The sequence below is a fragment of the Pseudoxanthomonas sp. genome (assembly GCF_051953815.1).
In the GTDB taxonomy this organism is placed as follows: domain Bacteria; phylum Pseudomonadota; class Gammaproteobacteria; order Xanthomonadales; family Xanthomonadaceae; genus Pseudoxanthomonas_A.
Genome location: NZ_JBQCIJ010000040.1, coordinates 68,581 through 88,367, shown reverse-complemented (window position 1 = coordinate 88,367; position 19,787 = coordinate 68,581). Strand labels below are relative to the sequence as shown.

Genomic DNA, 19,787 nt, shown 5'->3' with positions numbered 1-19,787 from the left:
ATTCAGTAATCTAGCGGCTCTGGTGCGATACCACCATAGACCTCTTGGCGCCCATGCCTGCTTACACCAATGAGCCACCACCCGGCCGCCTACCCAATCCAGGGCACCTGCGTGCCCTCGCCCTCATTCGCACCCATGAGCTTGGGTCGGCCATGCGCCACTTTCCGTCCCCTTCCTCATCGAGACGATATCGGGTGCTTGAAATTGGGGCGGGAACGGGGCAACAGGCCGCCCAACTGCATGACGCCGGATACGATGTCGTCGCCATCGATCTCGCCGATAGTCATTATCGGGACGCACGCGTCCATATGGTTCAGGAGTATGACGGAATAAACATTCCAATGCCCGATCATTCGGCTGACATCGTGTTTTCCTCCAACGTGCTTGAGCATGTAGCGCATATCGATGAATTCCTAGCGGAAACGCGACGAGTACTTGCGCCTGGAGGTATCGCGATTCATGTCCTTCCCAGTACGGCCTGCAGACTATGGAGCTTGCCTGCGCACTATCTCTGGTTGTTGAAGCGAGCTTTCCAGCGAGGTGTTCACACTGCGCAATCAGATGATTCCGCCGTGCGGCAACCGGACGTTCCGCGCACGCCAGCCAATCTGAATGAATGGCTGGCGACTCTCTTCCCTACACGACATGGCGAGCGGGGCAACGTACTGACCGAGGCCTGGTATTTCTCGCGCCACTGGTGGAAGAGGACCTTTCAACGGAATGGGTTCGTGGTCGCACGAATGGAACCCAATCACCTCTTCTATACGATGTCGAATGTGATGACCGATCGGATTGAAATTTCAACCAGAATCAAACTGTCTGGATATCTTGGTTCCTCATGCACGATATACCTCCTTCGCTCGAACGAGCGTTGATCCATCATGAATGAGAAGATGCTGTTAGCACTTCGGAGGCTTGGATTCGCCCTCTCGTTCGGGGGGCGGTCACACTTGGCGTCGTCAATGCTACGACGGACATTCCGCCATTCCAAAGCAAAAGTTCGCATTGACGACTTCGACGGTGAGCTTTCCATGGAGCTCAGCCTGTCGGATCACATGCAGCGTAGAATTTTCTGGATGGGCTACTACAGCAGAGAGATTGTAGCGCTACTCGATAAATTCCTTCGCGAAGGAATGACAGTTATCGACGTTGGAGCCAATGTTGGGGAAATCGCCTTGGCATCCGCCCGCCGCGTGGGGAAGCGTGGCCAGGTACATGCATTCGAACCGCTGAGCGCCGTTGCTGACATTCTTCAATCACATGCAAGAAGCAACAATCTCGGTCAGATCACGCTACACAGGATGGGACTATCCGACAGGAGTGCCAGAGTACCCATCTTTGAATCCTGTGGCCAAGGTATTCAGGGTGACGACCATGCTGGTCTCGGAAGCATCTACGGAAGCTCCGTTCATCAGCAGGCGATCGAGGAAATTGAGATCACGACGCTGGACAAATTGGTAGAGTCCGCCGAGCTCAACCGCATAGATCTGATCAAGATTGACATCGAAGGCGCCGAACTTCCATGCCTATTGGGTTCCCGAAGAACACTGCAGAAATACCAACCTCTCATCATCATCGAAGTCCAACAAGAATCGGCCAATGTCGCCGGTTATGAAGCCCATGACATTCTTCGCTTTCTGCATGGGATTGGATATGAGACCTACCGCATCGGCTGGAAAGGAAAGCTCGATATTTTGACCATCGCAGACTTGGCCAAGTACCAGAATGTCCTGGCCGTTCCTCCGCCTTGGAGACATGAGCTTAAGGCGCTTCAGCAATGATCGTTCTTCTCCTCAGCCGACTGGAACATGGCGGGCTGGAACGGGTTCAACTGAACCTGGCTACCGAGCTATCACGTCGTGGCCATACTGTTGAGATCTGGGTTGGACGAAGAATTGCCAATTCTGCAGCAGAACTACCAGCAGGCGTTGCCTTCCGTGAAATAGCGACCGATGGCCGGGTATTTTTTCCGTATAGGCTTGCCAGGATGCTTACCAGCAAGCGGCCTGCAACAGTCTTCACAACTGCCAACGACCTCGCGTGTGTCATGGTCCTGCTGCGAAAGATACTTCGTCTCCGGACTAAGGTCGTAGTGACTCAACATCTTTCACTCTCGGCTCCTCGCCGCCTTGCTCGGGGTCTGCGGCGTCTCAAACTACAAGTGCTATCGTTCCTTATGCGACACCTCTATCCGAGAGCTGATCAGTTGATCGCTGTCTCGAACGCAGTCGCGAATGACATGCAGATTGAATTGGGCCTGGAGCCGGAATCCATACGGGTAATCCACAACCCCATCGTCCTGCCAACCTTCGACGACATGATCAGACAAGCCGTCCCATGGCCGTGGCCCGATCATCGGCTACCCACGATTGTCTTCGTGGGTCGCTTGTCATTGGAGAAGCGGCTCGACCTTTTGCTAGAAAGTTTCGTCCGGGTACGCCGGCACGTGGACTGCCGCCTGCTCATTGTCGGCACCGGCGATCAGGTGGTTCCGACTCAGCGCAGCGTTGAGCGAAATGGGCTTTCCGAGCACTGCAAACTGGTCGGGTTTTCTCCCAATCCCCTGCCATACATCAAAGCATCCACGGTTCTCGCCCTCTGCTCTGACTATGAAGGTTTCGGCAACGTTCTGGTCGAAGCCATGGCTTGCGGCACTCAAGTGGTTTCCACGGATTGCCCCGATGGCCCTGCCGAGGTCATCGCTCACGGAAAGTATGGTCAACTTGTCCCGCCGGGCGATATGGATGCACTGGTGGCAGCCTTGTTGGGAGCGGTGACAGGCGAGATCCGATTCTCTCCGCCAGACCTTCGCCGACGCGCAAATGAATTCAACCTAGCTCGGGCAGTTGATGCCTATGCCGAGGTCGCAAATTCCCTTAATGCGGGAAACGTCGGCGCAGGTAGATCCCGAACGAAAACAGAAGCACCAGAGTCAACTCCGTAGCGAGGATGGCTTTCGCCGCTCCCATGGCGCCGTCTCGTGACACCCACTGACTCATGGTCAGTGCCATCGTTGCTATCGCAATGATTTCGGACATTACCCTATACCTGACGGCTCCACGCGAAAGCAGAACGTGGGCAGCCAGAATACGCATGCAATAGAGCGGAACGTACAGCGCCAGAATTTTCGTCACCCCGATGGTGGATTCAAAAGCAGGCCCCAGTACCCAGACTAATGCTCCCGCGCTCCACCACAGGCAGGCTCCCGCAGCCATACCGTATGTGAATGTTGCGAGAAACAACATGGGGAGCAATCTGGGGTGCTCGCGCATGCCTGCACCGTCACGGAACAGGCGCGGCAGCGCCGCAGAAACCAGAGCTTCAACTGGCATGGCCACAATACTGGCGAAGCGCTGAGACGCTGCATAGGTGCCGGCCTCCACGGCGCTCGAATATCTCAACGCAAGTGTCTTATCGAATGAACCAAAGGCAAGACCACTCGCCCACAAGCTGGAGAATCCGAGACCTGACTTGATATCGGACCAACTCAAGCGCGATGGCTGCCAATGTGCGTCCAGTAATCTCGCTGCTCCGATCAACATGCAGAAGGCCGCAGTACCCGTCATTAGCACATGCAACCATGCATAGCTCCGCAGATCAGGATGCGGCTGGATCGCCATCATTGCGACGACGGCTAGTACACGTGCACCTGCCATGGCCACTGGGACGGCTGCCGCCAACACTACTCTTCCCTTTGCCGCATACGCGAATGCAACCAGCGACACGAGCGGCGCTCCCAACAACTCAGCGCCTCCAATCAGTAGCAGAACTCCCCAGTCCAGTCCTGGAAAAATCACTGCGGAGAGCAGCAAGTAACACGCTCCCAACGGCAGGAAACTCAAGACCATGCCACTACACGCTTGTGACCAGCGCGTCGCGAATAGGGTTGGTTCTCTTGCAACATCCTGGTACATCCGCAAGCCCATACCCAGCCCGATGAAGCCTCCGATCGTCACGGCTAATCCGGCGATACCCGAGAACAGGCCATATCCGTCTGCGCCAAGCAAGCGCGCGGCCATTACGATCCAGATAAGCTGAACCAGAATCCGCGCGCCGTTCCATGCGGTCACACCCAACGTCCCACGTGCCAATGCCCCGGGCGGCCGGAACCAACGCATGCCAACCGGCTCAAAGGACCACTTCTTTCTCATGTGGGCAGATCTGTCTTGCTGGTGGTCCGGCTCCTTCTTGCGGCATCCAAAACTTTTCGATAACCCGATGCCACTGCATTCCAGTCAAATTTAGATATATCGGGAAAGTCCAACTGGGCGTCAGTCTGTAGCATATGAATCAAGGCATCCGCCAGCTTCAGCGGATCACCGGGTGGTAATTTCACAAAGCCCGAGAAGCAAGTCCCTACCTCGCGGAGCGCGGGAAGGTCTGAAGTAATTACCGGGCATCCGCATCCCATGGCTTCTACCACGACCAATCCCAACCCTTCTTGGTCGCCGGAATTTGCCTGAACGAACGGAGCTACAAGGACTTTCGCTCGTCGATAGAATGATGGTAATTCCTGCTGCGACGCGGCGCCTACAAAGCAGACCCTACCTGAGATGCCCAGTTCTTCGACCTGCTTGCGGATGGCCTCCTCCTCCGGACCGAAGCCGACGACGGTCAAGGATGCGTCAGGCACTCTCTTCAATACGTGCGGGATCGCTTCAATCAAGAAGCGGAGTCCTTTCTTTTCTACGAGCCGGCCAACGAAGAGGACTCCATTTTGTGACCGAGCGGTGCTTTCATCTCGCGTAAAACGCTCTGCCAGGTCAACCCCCATCGGCATTACCTGGACCTCGCCTATATTGCTTTCCAGTCGCCCAATCGAATCACGCATAGCTCGGCTGACGACTGTCACACATGCCGCTCTACGCAACACCATACGCTTCAAGGCATCCATGGCTTTCCCACGCAAAGCATATAGATCGGCACCATGTGAAGTAACCACGTAGGGCCTTTGATTTCCCCATGCACCCGCTAGGAACCAGGCGATAATCCCTTGGGGTAGCAGCCAATGCGCATGAATGACATCAATGGTCGACTTTCGCGTTAGACGCCATGCGTACCAGGCCTGCGCGAGGACGAATCCAGGCACCAGTAGAACTTTCCATGGCGAACGGCGAAGATTGGTCACTATCCCGCCGTCATTGACCAGAGTTTCCCACGCTCGCGGCGCGTATCGATAGCGATGTACTTCCACGCCATCCAGAATCTCCCGGTCACGGGCTCCCGGTGCTCCCGGCACCAGTGCAATCACTCGGAAGCGATCAGTGAGTCGCCTACTGAGCTCATGCACGAACCCAGGTTCGTGATCACCTGACCAGCGGGGGTACGTGGACGCCAGCACAAGCAATGTGGGAAGGCCGCCCTTCGTCATGTTCATAAGAAGCCGGACGCCCTGCTATGCGTCGCGACGATAGTTGAGGGCAGTGATCTGCTCGGAAATCAATCCGATCAAGAACACGATTACAGAGGCGCTGAACAGCAATGCGCTCATGTTGGTGAATCGATGCTGGGTAATGAAGGTATAGAGATAGTAACCAAGCCCGAGCATGAAGAACGCCCCGGCAACGGGTGCGAAGAGTTTCAGCGGTGAGTACAGCGTCGCGATCTTGAAAATAATGAGCAAAAACCTGACGCCATCGCGAAAAATCCGAATATGGCTTTTGCCAATCCGCTTGGCCACCGGGATAGGTTCGTAGGCAACCGAGTAAGCGCTGCGGAAAAACGCCATCGTGCTGGTGGTCGGATAGGAAAAGCCGTTGGGGAGCAGGTGCAGGAATTCGCGGAACTTGTCCGCCCTTACCGCCCGAAAACCTGAAGTAAGGTCCCGGACCCTCGCCCCGGTCATCCGACTCGCCAACCAGTTGTAGAAGGTGTTGGCCAGGCCACGGCTGACCCCTGCCTGTCCTTCCCAGTTCCGTGCCCCGACCACCATGTCGTAGCCCTCGGCCAGTTTGTCCAGCAGCCTTCGGGCGTCGGCCGGGTCGTGCTGCCCGTCAGCGTCCATGAAGACGATGACATCTCCGGTGGCGGCACGCGCCCCTCGTTTGATGGCCGCGCCATTGCCCATGGAGTAGGGGGAGCTCAATACCCGCGCGCCCAGGCCGGCGGCCAGGGCCGCGGTCTGATCGGTGGAACCATCGTCCACGACGATGACTTCCGCTTCCGGCAGGACTTCGCGGAGGCGCTCCAGCGTCCGTGGCAAACCGCCGGCTTCGTTCTTGGCCGGCAACACGACACTGATCCTCATTTCCACCCCAGGCTGCTTTCCCCCGCCCAGCTTACTGCAATCACATTCTCCACCGTGATGCCCGGGCGGCCGCGGGCCGACACGCTGCGTCAGGTTGTGACCAATTGCCTCCCTCCGGGCCGGCGAACGGGGACGGTTTCAAGGGCGTTGCGGTAAAGTGCCCGCTGGCCCGCTTTTTGCGGGACATTGCCGCAACAGGTCAGGGAGTCCAAGCCATGAGCGCCGTCGTCAGTTCCGCCAATCTGGTTGGCATCACCGGCATTGCCCGCCGCCTGGTCCAGGACGGGGCCCTGGACGAGACCGCCGCCCGGGCCGCGATGGCCGGCGCCGCGGATGCCCGTGTGCCCTTGGCCCAGTGGATCGTCGAGAAGAAGCTCGTCACCGCGCCCCAGATGGCGGCCGCCAATGCCATCGAGTTCGGCATGCCGCTGTTGGACGTGTCCAATTTCGATACCGCCCACAACGCGATCAAGCTGGTCAGCGAGGAACTGCTGCAGAAGCACCAGGTCCTGCCCCTGTTCAAGCGTGGCAGCAAGCTGTTCGTGGGGGTCTCCGACCCGACCAACAAGATGCACGCGCTGGACGAGATCAAGTTCCACACCAATCTGGTGGTGGAACCCATCCTGATCGACGACGATTCCCTGCGCCGGGCGCTGGAGCAGTGGATCAACGCCAGCAGCAACCTCAGCGGCGCCTTCGGCGGCGACGACGAGGAAGGCCTGGACAACCTCGAAGTCGGCAACGACGACGAACTGGCGGGCAACGACAGCGGCGTGGACGCCAAGGGCGACGACACCCCGGTGGTCAAGTTCGTCAACAAGGTGCTGATCGACGCCATCAAACGCGGCGCGTCCGACATTCATTTCGAGCCCTACGAGACCGATTACCGGGTGCGGCTGCGCATCGACGGCATCCTCAAGCAGGTCGCCAAGGCGCCGGTCAAGCTGAGCCAGCGCATCGCCGCCCGCCTGAAGGTGATGGCGCAGTTGGACATCGCCGAGAAGCGGGTACCGCAGGACGGCCGCATCAAGCTCAACCTGAGCAAGACCAAGCAGGTCGACTTCCGTGTCAGCACCCTGCCCACCCTGTTCGGCGAAAAGGTGGTGCTGCGTATCCTCGACGGCAGCGCCGCCAAGCTGGGCATCGACAAACTGGGTTACGAGAAGGACCAGCAGAAGCTGTTCGAGGACGCCATCCACAAACCCTATGGCATGGTGCTGGTCACCGGTCCCACCGGCTCGGGCAAGACGGTGTCGCTGTACACGGCGCTGGGCATCCTGAACGACGAGGTCCGCAACATCTCGACGGTCGAGGACCCGGTCGAAATCCGCCTGCCCGGCGTCAACCAGGTCCAGCAGAACACCAAGCGCGGCATGACCTTCGCCGCCGCCCTGCGCAGCTTCCTGCGCCAGGATCCGGACATCATCATGGTCGGCGAAATCCGCGATCTGGAAACGGCCGAGATCGCCATCAAGGCCGCCCAGACCGGCCACATGGTCCTGTCCACCCTGCATACCAACGATGCGCCGCAGACCATCGCCCGCCTGATGAACATGGGCATCGCGCCCTACAACATCACCAGTTCGGTGACCCTGGTCATCGCCCAGCGCCTGGCGCGCCGGCTGTGCCCCAAGTGCAAGCGTCCGGAGGAACTCCCCCACCACGCCCTGATCGCGGAGGGTTTCAGCGAGGAGGAGATCAGCGCGGGTTTCACCCTGTACAACGCGGTCGGCTGCGAGGAATGCACCGAGGGCTACAAGGGCCGCACCGGCATCTACCAGGTCATGCCGATGTCGGACGAAATCGCCTCGATCGTGCTGGAAGGCGGCAACGCCCTGCAGATCGCCGAGGCCGCCCAGAAGGCGGGGGTTCGCGATTTGCGCCAATCGGCGCTGATGAAGGTCCGCAACGGCGTCACCAGCCTGGCCGAGATCAACCGCGTCACCAAGGATTGAGCCGGACCCGGATGCCCGGATGCCTGTCCCGCTTCCTCCGTTGCCGGAAGCAGGACGCCAAACCCTGCCCCGCGTCACAGGCCGGGGGAGTTCCCTTCACGCCGTAAACCGCTACCATGCGGAATGAAGTCCGGTCGGGGAAACCGGACGGGGATATCCAATGGCCATCAGCCGCTCCGCCGCCAAGAAGACCGCCACCGCCACGGCGCCCCGGGAGAACCCGCTCAGCCTGTTCGTCTGGGAGGGGGTCGACAAGCGCGGCGTCAAGATGAAGGGTGAACAGGCGTCCAAGAACGCCAACATGCTGCGGGCCGAGCTCCGCAAGCAGGGCATCACCCCCAACGTGGTCAAGGTCAAGCCCAAGCCCTTGTTCGGCTCCACCGGGCGGACCATCAGTCCGAAGGAAATCGCCTTCTTCAGCCGCCAGATGGCGACCATGATGAAGTCCGGCGTGCCCATCGTGACCTCATTGGAAATCATCGGCGGCGGGCAGAAAAACCCGCGCATGAAGAAGATGGTCGAGCAGATCCGGAATGACATCGAGGGCGGCTCCTCGATGACCGAGGCCATCTCCAAGCACCCGGTCCAGTTCGACGAGCTCTACCGCAACCTGGTCCGTGCCGGCGAAGGCGCCGGTGTGCTGGAAACGGTGCTGGACACCATCGCCAGCTACAAGGAAAACTTGGAAACCCTGAAGGGCAAGATCAAGAAGGCCCTGTTCTACCCCGCGATGGTCATCGCGGTGGCGATCCTCGTCAGTGCCATCCTGCTGATCTTCGTGGTGCCGCAGTTCGAGGAGACCTTCAAGAGTTTCGGCGCCGACTTGCCGGCCTTCACCAAGCTCATCGTCGCGGCCTCCCGCTTCATGGTGTCCTGGTGGTGGCTGATCCTGCTGGTGACGCTGGGGGGTATCATCTCGGCCGTGTTCGCCTTCAAGCGTTCACCGGCATTCCAGCACTTCATGGATCGCATGATCCTCAAGGTGCCGGTGGTCGGCCAGATCATGCACAATTCGTCCATCGCGCGTTTCGCCCGCACCACCGCGGTGACCTTCAGGGCCGGCGTGCCACTGGTGGAGGCGCTGGACACCGTCGCCGGCGCCACCGGCAACACTGTCTACGAGAAGGCCGTGCACCGGATGCGCGACGACGTGGCGGTGGGCTACCCGCTGAACATGGGTATGAAGCAGACCGCGCTGTTCCCGCACATGGTGGTGCAGATGACCGCCATCGGCGAAGAGGCCGGCGCGCTGGACACCATGCTGTTCAAGGTGGCCGAGTACTACGAGCAGGAAGTGAACAATGCCGTCGATGCCCTTTCCAGCCTCATCGAGCCCTTCATCATGGTGGTGATCGGCATTCTGGTCGGCGGCATGGTGATCGGCATGTACCTGCCCATCTTCAAGCTGGCGATGACGGTCGGATAAGACGTGGCATTCCTGGATCAACACCCCGGCCTGGGCTTTCCCATCGCGGCCGGCCTGGGCCTGATGGTGGGCAGCTTCCTCAACGTGGTCATCCTGCGCCTGCCGCGCAAGCTGGACTGGCAATGGCGGCGTGATGCCCGCGAGATTCTGGAAGAGCCGGAAATCTACGACCCGCCGCCGCCCGGCATCGTGGTCGAGAGCTCGCATTGCCCGCACTGCAAGCACAAGCTGGCCTGGTTCGAGAACATTCCGCTGGTGAGCTGGCTCGCCCTGCGTGGGAAGTGCCGCTACTGCAAGACGCCGATTTCAGCGCAGTATCCCCTGGTGGAACTGCTGACCGCGCTGCTTGTGGTCGCTTCGGTCTGGCGTTTCGGTTTCGGTTGGCAGGGCTTCGGCGCCGCGCTGCTCAGCTGTTTCCTGGTGGCACTGTCGGGCATCGATCTGCGCACCCGGCTGCTGCCGGACCAGTTGACCCTGCCGTTGATGTGGCTGGGCCTGATCGCCAGCCTGGAAAACCTCTACATGGTGCCCAAGGCGGCCGTGCTGGGCGCGATTGCCGGTTATGTCTCGCTGTGGTCGGTGTGGTGGCTGTTCAAGCAGCTGACCGGCAAGGAAGGCATGGGCCACGGCGACTTCAAGCTGCTGGCGGCCATTGGCGCATGGGTGGGTCTGAAGGGCGTGCTGCCGACCATCCTGCTGTCCTCGCTGGTGGGCGCCATCATCGGCTCCGTCTGGCTGGCCGCGAAGGGCCGCGACCGGGCGACCCCCATCCCGTTCGGACCCTATCTGGCCGTTGCCGGCTGGGTGGTATTCTTCTGGGGCCAGGACCTCATCGACGCCTACCTGCGTTTCGCCGGCCTCAAGTAGCCTCGTGGCGGCGGGTCTGCCGGCCGCCGGATTCGCGCTTCCGAAAATGCCCCCATCCGCCTTCGGCACCTTCCCCCGCACACGGGGGGAGGAAATGCCCGTGCAGGCCGGATTTGACCGGCGGCCATGACGCGTGGAGCGGGCTCCGTTCTATTACGGGGCGTTGCAGCCAATAATGCGCGCATGAGCGAATACGTGATCGGACTGACCGGCGGCGTGGCGTCGGGTAAAAGCGCACTGGAGCGGGCCTTCGCGGCGCGCGGCGTGGGCATCGCGGACGCCGATGTGGTGGCGCGGGAAATCGTCGAGCCCGGCCAGCCCGCGCTGACCGAGGTTGTCGCCCGCTTCGGCGCGGAGATGCTGCGACCCGACGGCCGGCTGGATCGTGCCGCCCTGCGCGCGCGCGTGTTCGGCGACCAAGGGGAGCGGCGGGCGCTGGAAGCCATTCTCCATCCGCGTATCCGCCAGCGCATGCAGGCGCTCTGCCAGGCGGCCGAGAGTCCGTACGCCATCGCCACCATTCCCCTGCTGAGCGAAGGGGGCGGCCGGGCCGCTTACCCGTGGCTCGCGCGCATACTGGTCGTCGACGTGCCGCGTCACGTACAGAAGGAACGCCTGATGCTCCGCGACGGGATCGATGCGGCGCTCGCCGAACGCATGCTGGATGCGCAAGCCAGCCGGCATCAGCGCCTGGCGCTGGCCGACGACGTCGTGGTCAACGATGGTGACATCGCCCATCTGGAGCGCGCGGTCGGCGAGCTCGACGCCCGTTATCGCCATCTGGCGACCGCCATCACTGAACCTGCCCGCTAGGCAGGAAACCGCCGCTCCGTTCGCGCACGACTGCTGCGCCTGATTTTCTTCGCCCGCCCCGGGTTCCACACCCGCGCGCCATTCTCCCTGTCCCGCGCGCGGGGAAAGGTGTCGAAGGCGGATGGGGGCAAACCCCGACACCCGAACCCTCTACCCGCCCCAGAGACCCCGAATCGCCGCGATACCCTGCGCGCCATGCTGGCGCGCCTCGCCGATGTGATCCGCGTGCAGGCCGCCAATGGCGTAGAGCGGCAACGATACGATTTCGCGCAGGCGCGCGAAGCCCTCCCATCCCAATTGGTTCCCCCCTGGATGGCTGGCGGTTTCGCGCACGCTGCCCAGTGCCGCGAAGTCGCAGCCGAGATCTTCGGCCCGACGCAGTTCCTCGGCGTTATGGCAGGAGGCGGCCACGTGCTGGTCATCCGGCAAGGGCCGGATCGAAAGCTCCGGCAACTGCGCCGCCCGCAGATGCACACCGGTGCCGAGTTCACGGGCAAGGCGGATGTCCGCATTGATCAGGACATCCACATCCGCCGCGCGGCAGGCATCCACGGCAGCCTGCGCCAATCGCCGGCGCCTGCCTTCCTCCACGCCGGGCATGCGCAACTGGATCCGACGGACCTGCCCGCTGGCCAGACTCCGTCTCAGGGCGGCCAGCCAGGCGTCATCCGTCACCTCCGCCGGTGACGGCGTCACCAGATACCGGTCCGGGTGCAGCAGGGCCGCGACCACGGGCCGATCGGCCGGCGGCATGGCATAGCGCGGCAGTTTTTCCGGCGCCACCCAGGCCAGGGCCTGGCCTTCGTGCCCACGCGGCGTACCTTTCCACGACAGCACCCGGCGGACGTCCAGTCGCAGGCGCTTGTCCGGATACTGCTGGGGAACGTTGATGATGGGCTCGCCCACCTCGGGGGTGATCCCCAGTTCTTCCTGCAATTCGCGGATCAGCGCCTCGGCCTCGGTTTCGCCTGGTTCGCGCTTGCCGCCGGGAAATTCCCAGCGCCCGGCCAGATCCCGGCCTTCGGTGCGCCGAGCCAGCAGGATACGACCGCGCGCATCGGTGATGACGCCGGCGACGACATGGATGGATCGCAGAGGTTCGGAGGACATGGCCGAAGCTTGCCGGGTATTTCCGCGCAAATGCAAATGCGGTGGGTCATGTCGGGAGGCGGAGGAGGAGGCGAAGCGCGCGGGGACGTTTTCCGGGCTCGCCCCCATCCGCCTTCGGCGCCTTCCCCGCATGCGGGGGAAGGGACAGCGGGTCGGCGTGCGCTCGGTCGCCGCTGCGACCCTGTCAGGTCGCCTCGCCCAGCACCGCCCACTCAACTCCCCACCAGCCCGCTGGCCGCATCGACGCAAGGGAATGACGACCAACCTGCTGCAGTCTTCCAAGGGCGGACCGGAATCGACGCACTCCCGCCCTTCTCCGCGATGACGAAGACGGACGGGGCAAGGCGACACCTCGATTCCCCAAAAAAACAGGCGCCTCATGGGCGCCTGTTTCTTTGACCTCACCGCCGGGTTCAGGCCAGCTGGCCGTGGCAGTGCTTGAACTTCTTGCCGCTGCCGCAGGGACAGGGATCGTTGCGGCCGACTTTGGGGCCGGCGTCGGCGGGCATCGCCATCGGCCGGCCGGCCAGTGCCGCTTGGGCCTGCGCGGCTTCCTCGTCGGCGCCATAACCACCCACGTCGGCGTGCTGGAACTGCATCTGCCGGGCCTGGGCCTCGGCCATCGCGCGCTCCTGCGCTTCCAGTTCCGCCACTTCCTCCTCGGTGCGGATGCGCACGCGCGCCAGCAGGGTGACGACTTCGCGCTTGACCCGCTCCAGCATCTCGGAGAACAGCTCGAAGGCTTCCTTCTTGTACTCCTGCTTGGGCTGCTTCTGCGCGTAGCCGCGCAGATGGATGCCCTGGCGCAGGTAATCCATGCGGGCCAGGTGTTCCTTCCAGTTCTTGTCCAGCACCGTCAGCATGATGTGCTTTTCCAGCGCGCGCATGGTCTCGCCGCCGATGACCGTTTCCTTCTCCTCGAAGTGGCGATCCATCGCTTCCTGCACGCGCCGTTCGATGGCCTCGGCATCCAGCTCCTCGATTTCCTTCGGCCAACGGGAGACCGGCAGGGCCAGCGCCATTTCATCGGCCAGCTCACGCTCCAGGCCCGCCAGGTCCCACTGGTCGTCAACGGAGTTCGGCGGCACGAAACGGGCCACGACTTCGGCGACCACGTCGCCACGGATGCCATCGATGTTGTCCTTCACCGACTCGGCTTCCAGCAGTTCGTCGCGCTGGGCGTAGATGACCTTGCGCTGGTCGTTGTTGACGTCGTCGAAATCCAGCAGGTTCTTGCGGATGTCGAAGTTGTGCGCCTCGACCTTGCGCTGCGCCTTCTCGATCTGGCGGCTGACGAGGCGATCCTCGATCACGTCGTCTTCCTTCATGCCGATCAGCTTCATCGCCTTCTGGACCCAGTCCGAGGCGAAGATGCGCATCAGGTTGTCTTCCAGCGACAGGTAGAAGCGGGACGAGCCCGGATCGCCCTGGCGGCCGGAGCGGCCGCGCAGCTGGTTGTCGATACGGCGCGACTCGTGGCGTTCGGTGCCGATGATGTGCAGTCCGCCGGCGGCCTTGACCGCTTCGTGGCGCTGCTGCCATTCGGCCTTGACCCGCTCGCGATCGGCGCTGCTGGCATCTTCCGCCAGCTGCTCCAGCTCGGCTTCCAGCGAGCCGCCCAGCACGATGTCGGTGCCGCGGCCGGCCATGTTGGTGGCGATGGTGACCGCGCCGGAGCGACCGGCCTGGGCGACGATGTGCGCTTCGCGCTCGTGCTGCTTGGCGTTGAGCACTTCGTGCGGGACGCCGGACTTGGTCAGGAACTCCGACAGCATCTCGGAGGTTTCGATCGAGGTGGTGCCGACCAGCACCGGCTGGCCGCGCTGGTAGCAGTCCTGGATGTCGGCCAGCACCGCGTTGAACTTGCCCTTGCGGTTCAGGAACACCTGGTCGGGCGAATCCTTGCGCACGGTCGGGCGATGGGTCGGGATGACGATCACTTCCAGGCCGTAGATGCTCTGGAATTCGTAGGCTTCCGTGTCCGCCGTGCCGGTCATGCCGGACAGCTTCTTGTACATGCGGAACAGGTTCTGGAAGGTGATGCTGGCCAGCGTCTGGTTCTCGCGCTGGACCGGCACGCCTTCCTTCGCTTCCACCGCCTGGTGCAGGCCATCGGACCAGCGGCGGCCCGGCAGCGTGCGGCCGGTGAATTCATCGACGATCACCACTTCGCCGTCGCGCACGATGTAGTCCACGTCGCGCTGGTAGATCGCGTGCGCGCGCAGCGCGGCGTTGAGGTGGTGCACCACGGTGAGGTTGTTGGCGCCGTAGAGGCTGTCTTCCTCGTCCTTCAGGATGCCGGCCTGCAGCAGCAGCGCTTCGGCATGCTCCATGCCCGCTTCGGACAGATGGACCTGCTTGCCTTTCTCGTCGACCCAGAAGTCGCCCTCGCCTTCCTCGCTTTCCTGCTTGGTCAGCTTCGGCACGATCTGGTTGACGCGCAGGTACAGCTCCGGGGATTCGTCGGCCGGCCCGGAAATGATCAGCGGGGTGCGCGCTTCGTCGATCAGGATGGAGTCGACCTCGTCGACGATGGCGTAATGCAGGCCGCGCTGGAAGCGGTCCTCCTTGGCCATCGCCATGTTGTCGCGCAGGTAGTCGAAACCGAATTCGTTGTTGGTGCCGTAGGTGATGTCGGCCGCGTAGGCCGAGTGCTTGTCGCTGTGCGGCATGCCGGGGTAGACCACGCCGACCGACAGGCCCAGCCAGTTGTACAGGCGGCCCATCCAGGCCGAGTCGCGGCGCGCCAGGTAGTCGTTGACGGTGACGACGTGGACGCCCTTGCCTTCCAGCGCGTTGAGGTAGACCGGCAGGGTCGCGACCAGGGTCTTGCCTTCACCGGTGCGCATTTCGGCGATCTTGCCCAGGTGCAGCACCATGCCGCCGATCAACTGCACGTCGTAGTGGCGCATGCCGAGCACGCGACGGCTGGCTTCACGGCAGACCGCGAAGGCCTCCGGCAGGATCTTGTCCAGCGGCTCGCCGTCCGCGATGCGCTTCTGGAACTCCGGGGTCTTGGCCTTGAGCTCGTCGTCGGAGAGTTTTTCCATCTCCGGTTCCAGGGCATTGATTTTGCCGACGCTGCGTTGGAGCTGCTTCAGCAGGCGTTCGTTGCGGCTGCCAAAGACACGGGTAAGCAAGTTGTTGATCATGTAAGGAACCGGTTGGAAATGAGCGTCGGGGGCCGCCGCGAATCCCCGGGCGGGGACCCCAAAACGAAACAGGGCGCTATGCGCCCTGTCTGGCAACACCGTATTGTAGCTTGGGGCGCCCCCGGGGGAATCAACCCTGCCGGACCTTCCCCGCCGCGGCTCAGCCCCGCGTGATCTTCCCGACCGGGGTCGGGCCGTCACCGAGGAACTTGCGCGGGTTGACCACTCGGCCGTTTTCCCACACCTCGAAGTGCACGTGGGCGCCGGTCGAGCGGCCGGTCGAACCCGCCTTGGCCACTTCCTGGCCGACCCGCACCAGATCGCCGGCCTTCACCACCAGGCGCGAATTGTGCGCGTAGCGGGTGACGTAGCCGTTGCCATGATCCACGTCGACCACGTTGCCGTAGCCGCCCTTGATCCCGGCGAAGCTGACCACGCCGTCCGCCACCGCCAGCACCGGGTCCCCGACGCTGGCCTTGAAATCGATGCCCTTGTGGTACTGCCCGCCGCCGCCGAACGGATCGGCGCGGCCGCCGAAGCCAGAGGTGATGTAGCTGTTGGCGATCGGCATGCGCGAAGGCGTCGCGTTCTTGTCCAGTTCGCGGTTGAACAGCAGCGCTTCAAGCACCGACAGCTGCTGGCCGGAAGCGGCGAACTGGCGCTCCAGCTGGGTCACGCCCTGGTCCAGTTCAGCAGGCGACATGTCATAGACGGCGTCGTTGCCACCGACGCCCACCGGCTCCTCGAAATCGAACTCGCCGTCCTGCAGCTGGCCCATCCGGGTCAGGCGGTCGCCGAGCGCGTTGAGGCGGTTGGCCTGGGCCTGCAGTTCACCCAGGCGCGCGGCCATCGCATTGATTTCCTGCTGGGCGCCGCGGCGCACCTGTTCCAGCTCGGCATCCTGGCGATCGGCCTTGGCCTGCAGCAGCGAGACCTGGGCCATGCCCATGGCGCTGCGCCCGGCCAGACCGGCAATCAGGCCGATGGCGAGCAGGCAGGAGGCGGCGGTGAGCGGTCTTGCGTGGACCAGTCTGCGCGCCTTGTAGGCGGGGCCGGCGAGGTGTTGGGCCCACCAGGCGCGCGAATTGTTTACGATGTTTTGAAAAGCCATAGATACCGATGTCTGATTCGAAGTCCAAGCCGCGTGGCGCAAGCACTCCGCAACCGGCCCTCCAGGCCGCGTTGACGGACGCTGCCGCCGACCCGGTTCGTCGTGCGCTCTGGCTCGACGCCTTGGAACAGCAACTCCGCCCCTGTCTCCCGCCCGCCCTGGCCCCGCATTGCCGTCTGGCGAATGTGGCCGGCGAACGGCTCGTTTTTATCGTCGACTCCCCCGTCTGGCGCGCCAAACTCCGGCTCGCCTCCGTCGAACTGCTTGATGCCGCCCGATCCGTCGGACTGACGGTCACCGAAGTGGCCGTCAAAACAACAACCGCCCCGCTCCACCCGAATCCCCGGGCAGAAACCGCGGCACCACCTGTTCCGGAAGCCTCACGTAAAGCGCTTGCGGCTGTCCTGGCGTCCTTGGAATCTCCGGACTCCGCCGGAGGAGGTACTGCTCCTGACAACCGGCGCGGCGGGCGAAAGCGCTAGGTCCCGCGACGCGAAGGCAAGGCATGGTACCGGGCATGGCGGCCCGGGTCGTTAGACGGAAGTTAGGAATAAGTTAAATTCAGGACTGAAATTTGACCTGAATCACACAAATGACAATGCGCTTCCGTCGCATCCTCGCGGATACGGTTTCAGATGAAAGCGATCGGGGTGATGGACGGGTGGTCAGGCCGCCGCGGTCGCCGGCGTGCCGTAGAGCACCGGCGAGGGGTGCCCGGCGTCCTCGAAGGTCACTTCTTCCCAGGCTTCAGGCCGGGCCAGCAGGGCGCGCACCAGCTTGTTGTTGAGCGCGTGGCCGGACTTGTAGCCCTCGTAGGCGCCCAGGATGGGGCGTCCGGCCAGGTACAGGTCACCGATCGCGTCGAGAATCTTGTGGCGGACGAATTCATCGGCATAACGCAGGCCGTCGTCATTGAGGACGCGGAACTCGTCCAGCACGATCGCGTTGTCCATCGAGCCGCCGAGGCCCAGGTTGCGCTCGCGCATGTATTCAAGATCACGCATGAAGCCGAAGGTACGGGCCCGCGACACTTCCTTGATGTAGGCGCCGGTGGAGAACTCCACTTCCGCCCGCGACTGCGATGCCGGGATCATCGGATGGTCGAACTTGACCGTGAAGCCGACCCGGAAACCGTCATAAGGCTCGAACCGCGCGACCTTGTCGCCTTCCGTCACCTCGATGGGCGACTTGATGCGGATGAAGCGCTTGGCCGCGTTCTGTTCGATGATGCCGGCCGATTGCAGCAGGAACACGAAGGGGCCGGCCGAACCGTCCATGATCGGCAACTCGGCCGAGGACAGTTCCACGTAGACGTTGTCCACGCCCAGGCCCGCCAGCGCGGACATCAGGTGCTCCACCGTCTGCACCTTGGCGCCGTCGCAGCTCAGGCCGGTGCACAGCGTGGTCTCGGTGACCAGTTCGGCGCTGGCCGGCATTTCCACCACCGGATCCAGATCCACGCGCCGGAACACGACGCCGGTGTTCACCGGGGCCGGACGCAGCGTCATGTAAACCTTTTCGCCGCTGTGCAGGCCGACGCCGGTGGCGCGGATCACGTTCTTGAGGGTGCGTTGCTGGGCCATCGGAGGGGGACCGAGGTGAAGGTGCTGACCAAGGGTGGCGAGAATAGCACGCAATTAGCTGAATCTTAACGGAAGAATTGCTTTGTCCCACGGCTGAAACAATGCCGCGCGAGACTGGCCGGTCCCCTCCCCCGCAGGGTCGGAAAGGGCTGCCGGGCCCGGACTGGCCCGGCAGCGAAGGACATGGCGGTACCGCGCCCTCCCCCGGACCGGCGGGAGGGTGATTCGGAAGGCGAAGGTCAGTCCGCCTGGCGGCGCAGGAACGCCGGGATGTCCAGGTAGTCCGACGGCAGGTCGGCCGCGGCGGGCGCCGAGGACGGCGCGGACGCGGTGGCCGGAGCCGCCGAACCACGGCGCAGGCCCAGGCCGCCGACGGCATCGGCCACCGGATCGACGTTGGCCATGGCGTCGAACGCCGGCAGACCGGTGGTGGCGTCGCGGACCAGCTTGATCGGCGCGCGCACCGGCTCGCGATCCAGGCCGCGGCCCACCGGCTGGCGGGCGACGGCGCGGTTCAGGCCGGTCGCGACCACGGTCACGCGCACTTCGTCCTGCATGTCCGGATCCAGCACGGTGCCGACGACCACGGTCGCGTCCTCGGAGGCGAAGCCTTCGATGGTGCGGCCCACTTCGTCGAACTCGGCCATGGTGAAGTCCGGACCGGCGGTGATGTTGACCAGGATGCCGTTGGCGCCGGACAGGTTGACGTCGTCCAGCAGCGGATTCTGGATGGCGCTTTCGGCGGCGGCCTGCGCGCGGTCATCGCCGCGGGCGTGACCGGTGCCCATCATCGCCAGGCCCATCTCGCTCATCACGGTGCGCACGTCGGCGAAGTCGACATTGATCAGGCCCGGACGCACGATCAGATCGGCGATGCCCTGCACGGCGCCCAGCAGCACGTCGTTGGCGGCGCGGAAGGCCTGGATCATGGTCGCGTTGCGGCCCAGCACGGTGATCAGCTTCTCGTTCGGAATGGTGATCAGCGAGTCGCAGTGGTGGCTGAGTTCCTCGATGCCCTTCAGCGCCACCTGCATGCGGCGACGGCCTTCGAACGGGAACGGCTTGGTGACCACGGCCACGGTCAGGATGCCCATCTCCTTGGCCAGCTGCGCCACCACCGGCGCGGCGCCGGTGCCGGTGCCGCCGCCCATGCCGGCGGTGATGAACACCATGTCGGCGCCGTCCAGCGCCTCGATGATGCGCTCGCGATCTTCCAGCGCGGCCTGGCGGCCGACTTCCGGATTCGCGCCCGCGCCCAGGCCCTTGGTGACGTTGCCGCCGAGCTGCAGCTGCAGCTTGGCGCCGCAGTTCTTGATGGCCTGCGAATCGGTATTGGCGGTGATGAACTCAACGCCATCCACGCTGCCGTTGACCATGTGCGCCACGGCGTTGCCGCCGCCGCCGCCCACGCCAATGACCTTGATCACCGCATTCGGAGCCATCTTCTCAACCAGTTCAAAATGTGCCATGTCCGTTGTCCTCTTTGAGCCGGGATCGGGGATTCGGGATCGGGGATTCGGAAA

16 protein-coding genes are annotated in these 19,787 nt (G+C 63.1%); 8 read left to right on the top strand and 8 right to left on the bottom strand.

Translation table 11 applies throughout. The features are described from left to right. Window positions 1-53: 53 nt before the first annotated feature. From ACTHN1_RS12750 to ACTHN1_RS12740, 3 genes are read left to right on the top strand one after another with little or no spacing between them, the layout of a single operon-like run. Window positions 54-875, top strand: coding sequence for a class I SAM-dependent methyltransferase (locus tag ACTHN1_RS12750; RefSeq protein WP_440471313.1), 822 nt, complete (start codon window positions 54-56; stop codon window positions 873-875). 6 nt (window positions 876-881) lie between these two features. Beyond that, complete coding sequence (locus tag ACTHN1_RS12745; protein ID WP_440471312.1) at window positions 882-1,781, top strand: FkbM family methyltransferase; 900 nt, start codon at window positions 882-884, stop codon at window positions 1,779-1,781. Beyond that, window positions 1,778-2,944, top strand: coding sequence for a glycosyltransferase (locus ACTHN1_RS12740; protein WP_440471311.1), 1,167 nt, complete (start codon window positions 1,778-1,780; stop codon window positions 2,942-2,944). Before ACTHN1_RS12745 ends, ACTHN1_RS12740 begins: the two co-directional genes overlap by 4 nt. Here ACTHN1_RS12740 and ACTHN1_RS12735 read toward each other — a convergent pair. The 3 genes from ACTHN1_RS12735 to ACTHN1_RS12725 are packed head-to-tail and all read right to left on the bottom strand — an operon-like array spanning window position 2,877 to window position 6,247. Next, entirely contained in the window at window positions 2,877-4,151 is a 1,275-nt protein-coding gene (locus tag ACTHN1_RS12735) for a lipopolysaccharide biosynthesis protein (RefSeq protein WP_440471310.1), read from the bottom strand. The genes ACTHN1_RS12740 and ACTHN1_RS12735 overlap by 68 nt on opposite strands. Next, on the bottom strand, window positions 4,148-5,371 hold the full coding sequence (locus ACTHN1_RS12730) for a glycosyltransferase (protein WP_440471354.1): 1,224 nt from the start codon (window positions 5,369-5,371) through the stop codon (window positions 4,148-4,150). Before ACTHN1_RS12730 ends, ACTHN1_RS12735 begins: the two co-directional genes overlap by 4 nt. A 24-nt stretch (window positions 5,372-5,395) precedes the next feature. Next, window positions 5,396-6,247 carry a glycosyltransferase family 2 protein gene (locus ACTHN1_RS12725; protein WP_440471309.1) on the bottom strand — a complete coding sequence of 284 codons (852 nt, stop codon included), beginning with the start codon at window positions 6,245-6,247 and terminating at the stop codon, window positions 5,396-5,398. Window positions 6,248-6,462: 215 nt separating this feature from the next. On the opposite strand from ACTHN1_RS12725, the gene pilB reads away from it, so the two are divergent. The 4 genes from pilB (at window position 6,463) to coaE (ending at window position 11,308) form a co-directional block, all read left to right on the top strand. After that, window positions 6,463-8,202 carry a type IV-A pilus assembly ATPase PilB gene (pilB, locus tag ACTHN1_RS12720; RefSeq protein WP_440471308.1) on the top strand — a complete coding sequence of 580 codons (1,740 nt, stop codon included), beginning with the start codon at window positions 6,463-6,465 and terminating at the stop codon, window positions 8,200-8,202. Between the two features lie 160 nt (window positions 8,203-8,362). Then, the gene (locus tag ACTHN1_RS12715) at window positions 8,363-9,628 is read left to right on the top strand and encodes a type II secretion system F family protein (protein WP_440471307.1); all 1,266 of its coding nucleotides are present in this window, start codon (window positions 8,363-8,365) and stop codon (window positions 9,626-9,628) included. A 3-nt stretch (window positions 9,629-9,631) separates the two neighbouring features. Beyond that, complete coding sequence (locus ACTHN1_RS12710) at window positions 9,632-10,495, top strand: prepilin peptidase (RefSeq protein ID WP_440471306.1); 864 nt, start codon at window positions 9,632-9,634, stop codon at window positions 10,493-10,495. A 183-nt stretch (window positions 10,496-10,678) separates the two neighbouring features. Then, the gene (gene coaE, locus ACTHN1_RS12705; protein WP_440471305.1) at window positions 10,679-11,308 is read left to right on the top strand and encodes a dephospho-CoA kinase; all 630 of its coding nucleotides are present in this window, start codon (window positions 10,679-10,681) and stop codon (window positions 11,306-11,308) included. 150 nt (window positions 11,309-11,458) lie between these two features. Here coaE and ACTHN1_RS12700 read toward each other — a convergent pair whose 3' ends face one another. The 3 genes from ACTHN1_RS12700 to ACTHN1_RS12690 all read right to left on the bottom strand — a co-directional run bounded on the left by ACTHN1_RS12700 (window position 11,459) and on the right by ACTHN1_RS12690 (window position 16,681). Continuing rightward, entirely contained in the window at window positions 11,459-12,418 is a 960-nt protein-coding gene (locus ACTHN1_RS12700) for a Nudix family hydrolase (RefSeq protein ID WP_440471353.1), read from the bottom strand. Between the two features lie 413 nt (window positions 12,419-12,831). After that, window positions 12,832-15,570, bottom strand: a complete 2,739-nt coding sequence (gene secA / locus ACTHN1_RS12695) for a preprotein translocase subunit SecA (protein WP_440471304.1) — start codon at window positions 15,568-15,570, stop codon at window positions 12,832-12,834. A gap of 160 nt (window positions 15,571-15,730) precedes the next feature. Continuing rightward, window positions 15,731-16,681: a peptidoglycan DD-metalloendopeptidase family protein gene (locus tag ACTHN1_RS12690; RefSeq protein ID WP_440471303.1), complete on the bottom strand. Its 951-nt coding sequence runs from the start codon at window positions 16,679-16,681 to the stop codon at window positions 15,731-15,733. Window positions 16,682-16,689: 8 nt separating this feature from the next. Here ACTHN1_RS12690 and ACTHN1_RS12685 point away from each other — a divergent pair, with 8 nt between their 5' ends. Then, window positions 16,690-17,163 carry a DciA family protein gene (locus ACTHN1_RS12685; protein ID WP_440471302.1) on the top strand — a complete coding sequence of 158 codons (474 nt, stop codon included), beginning with the start codon at window positions 16,690-16,692 and terminating at the stop codon, window positions 17,161-17,163. Between the two features lie 183 nt (window positions 17,164-17,346). Here ACTHN1_RS12685 and lpxC read toward each other — a convergent pair whose 3' ends face one another. Both lpxC and ftsZ read right to left on the bottom strand, forming a co-directional pair. Continuing rightward, the gene (lpxC, locus tag ACTHN1_RS12680) at window positions 17,347-18,264 is read right to left on the bottom strand and encodes a UDP-3-O-acyl-N-acetylglucosamine deacetylase (RefSeq protein WP_440471301.1); all 918 of its coding nucleotides are present in this window, start codon (window positions 18,262-18,264) and stop codon (window positions 17,347-17,349) included. A 239-nt stretch (window positions 18,265-18,503) separates the two neighbouring features. Beyond that, window positions 18,504-19,733 (bottom strand): cell division protein FtsZ, encoded by a 1,230-nt coding sequence (gene ftsZ, locus ACTHN1_RS12675; protein ID WP_440471300.1) that lies wholly within the window; start codon window positions 19,731-19,733, stop codon window positions 18,504-18,506. Between the last annotated feature and the right edge of the window lie 54 nt (window positions 19,734-19,787).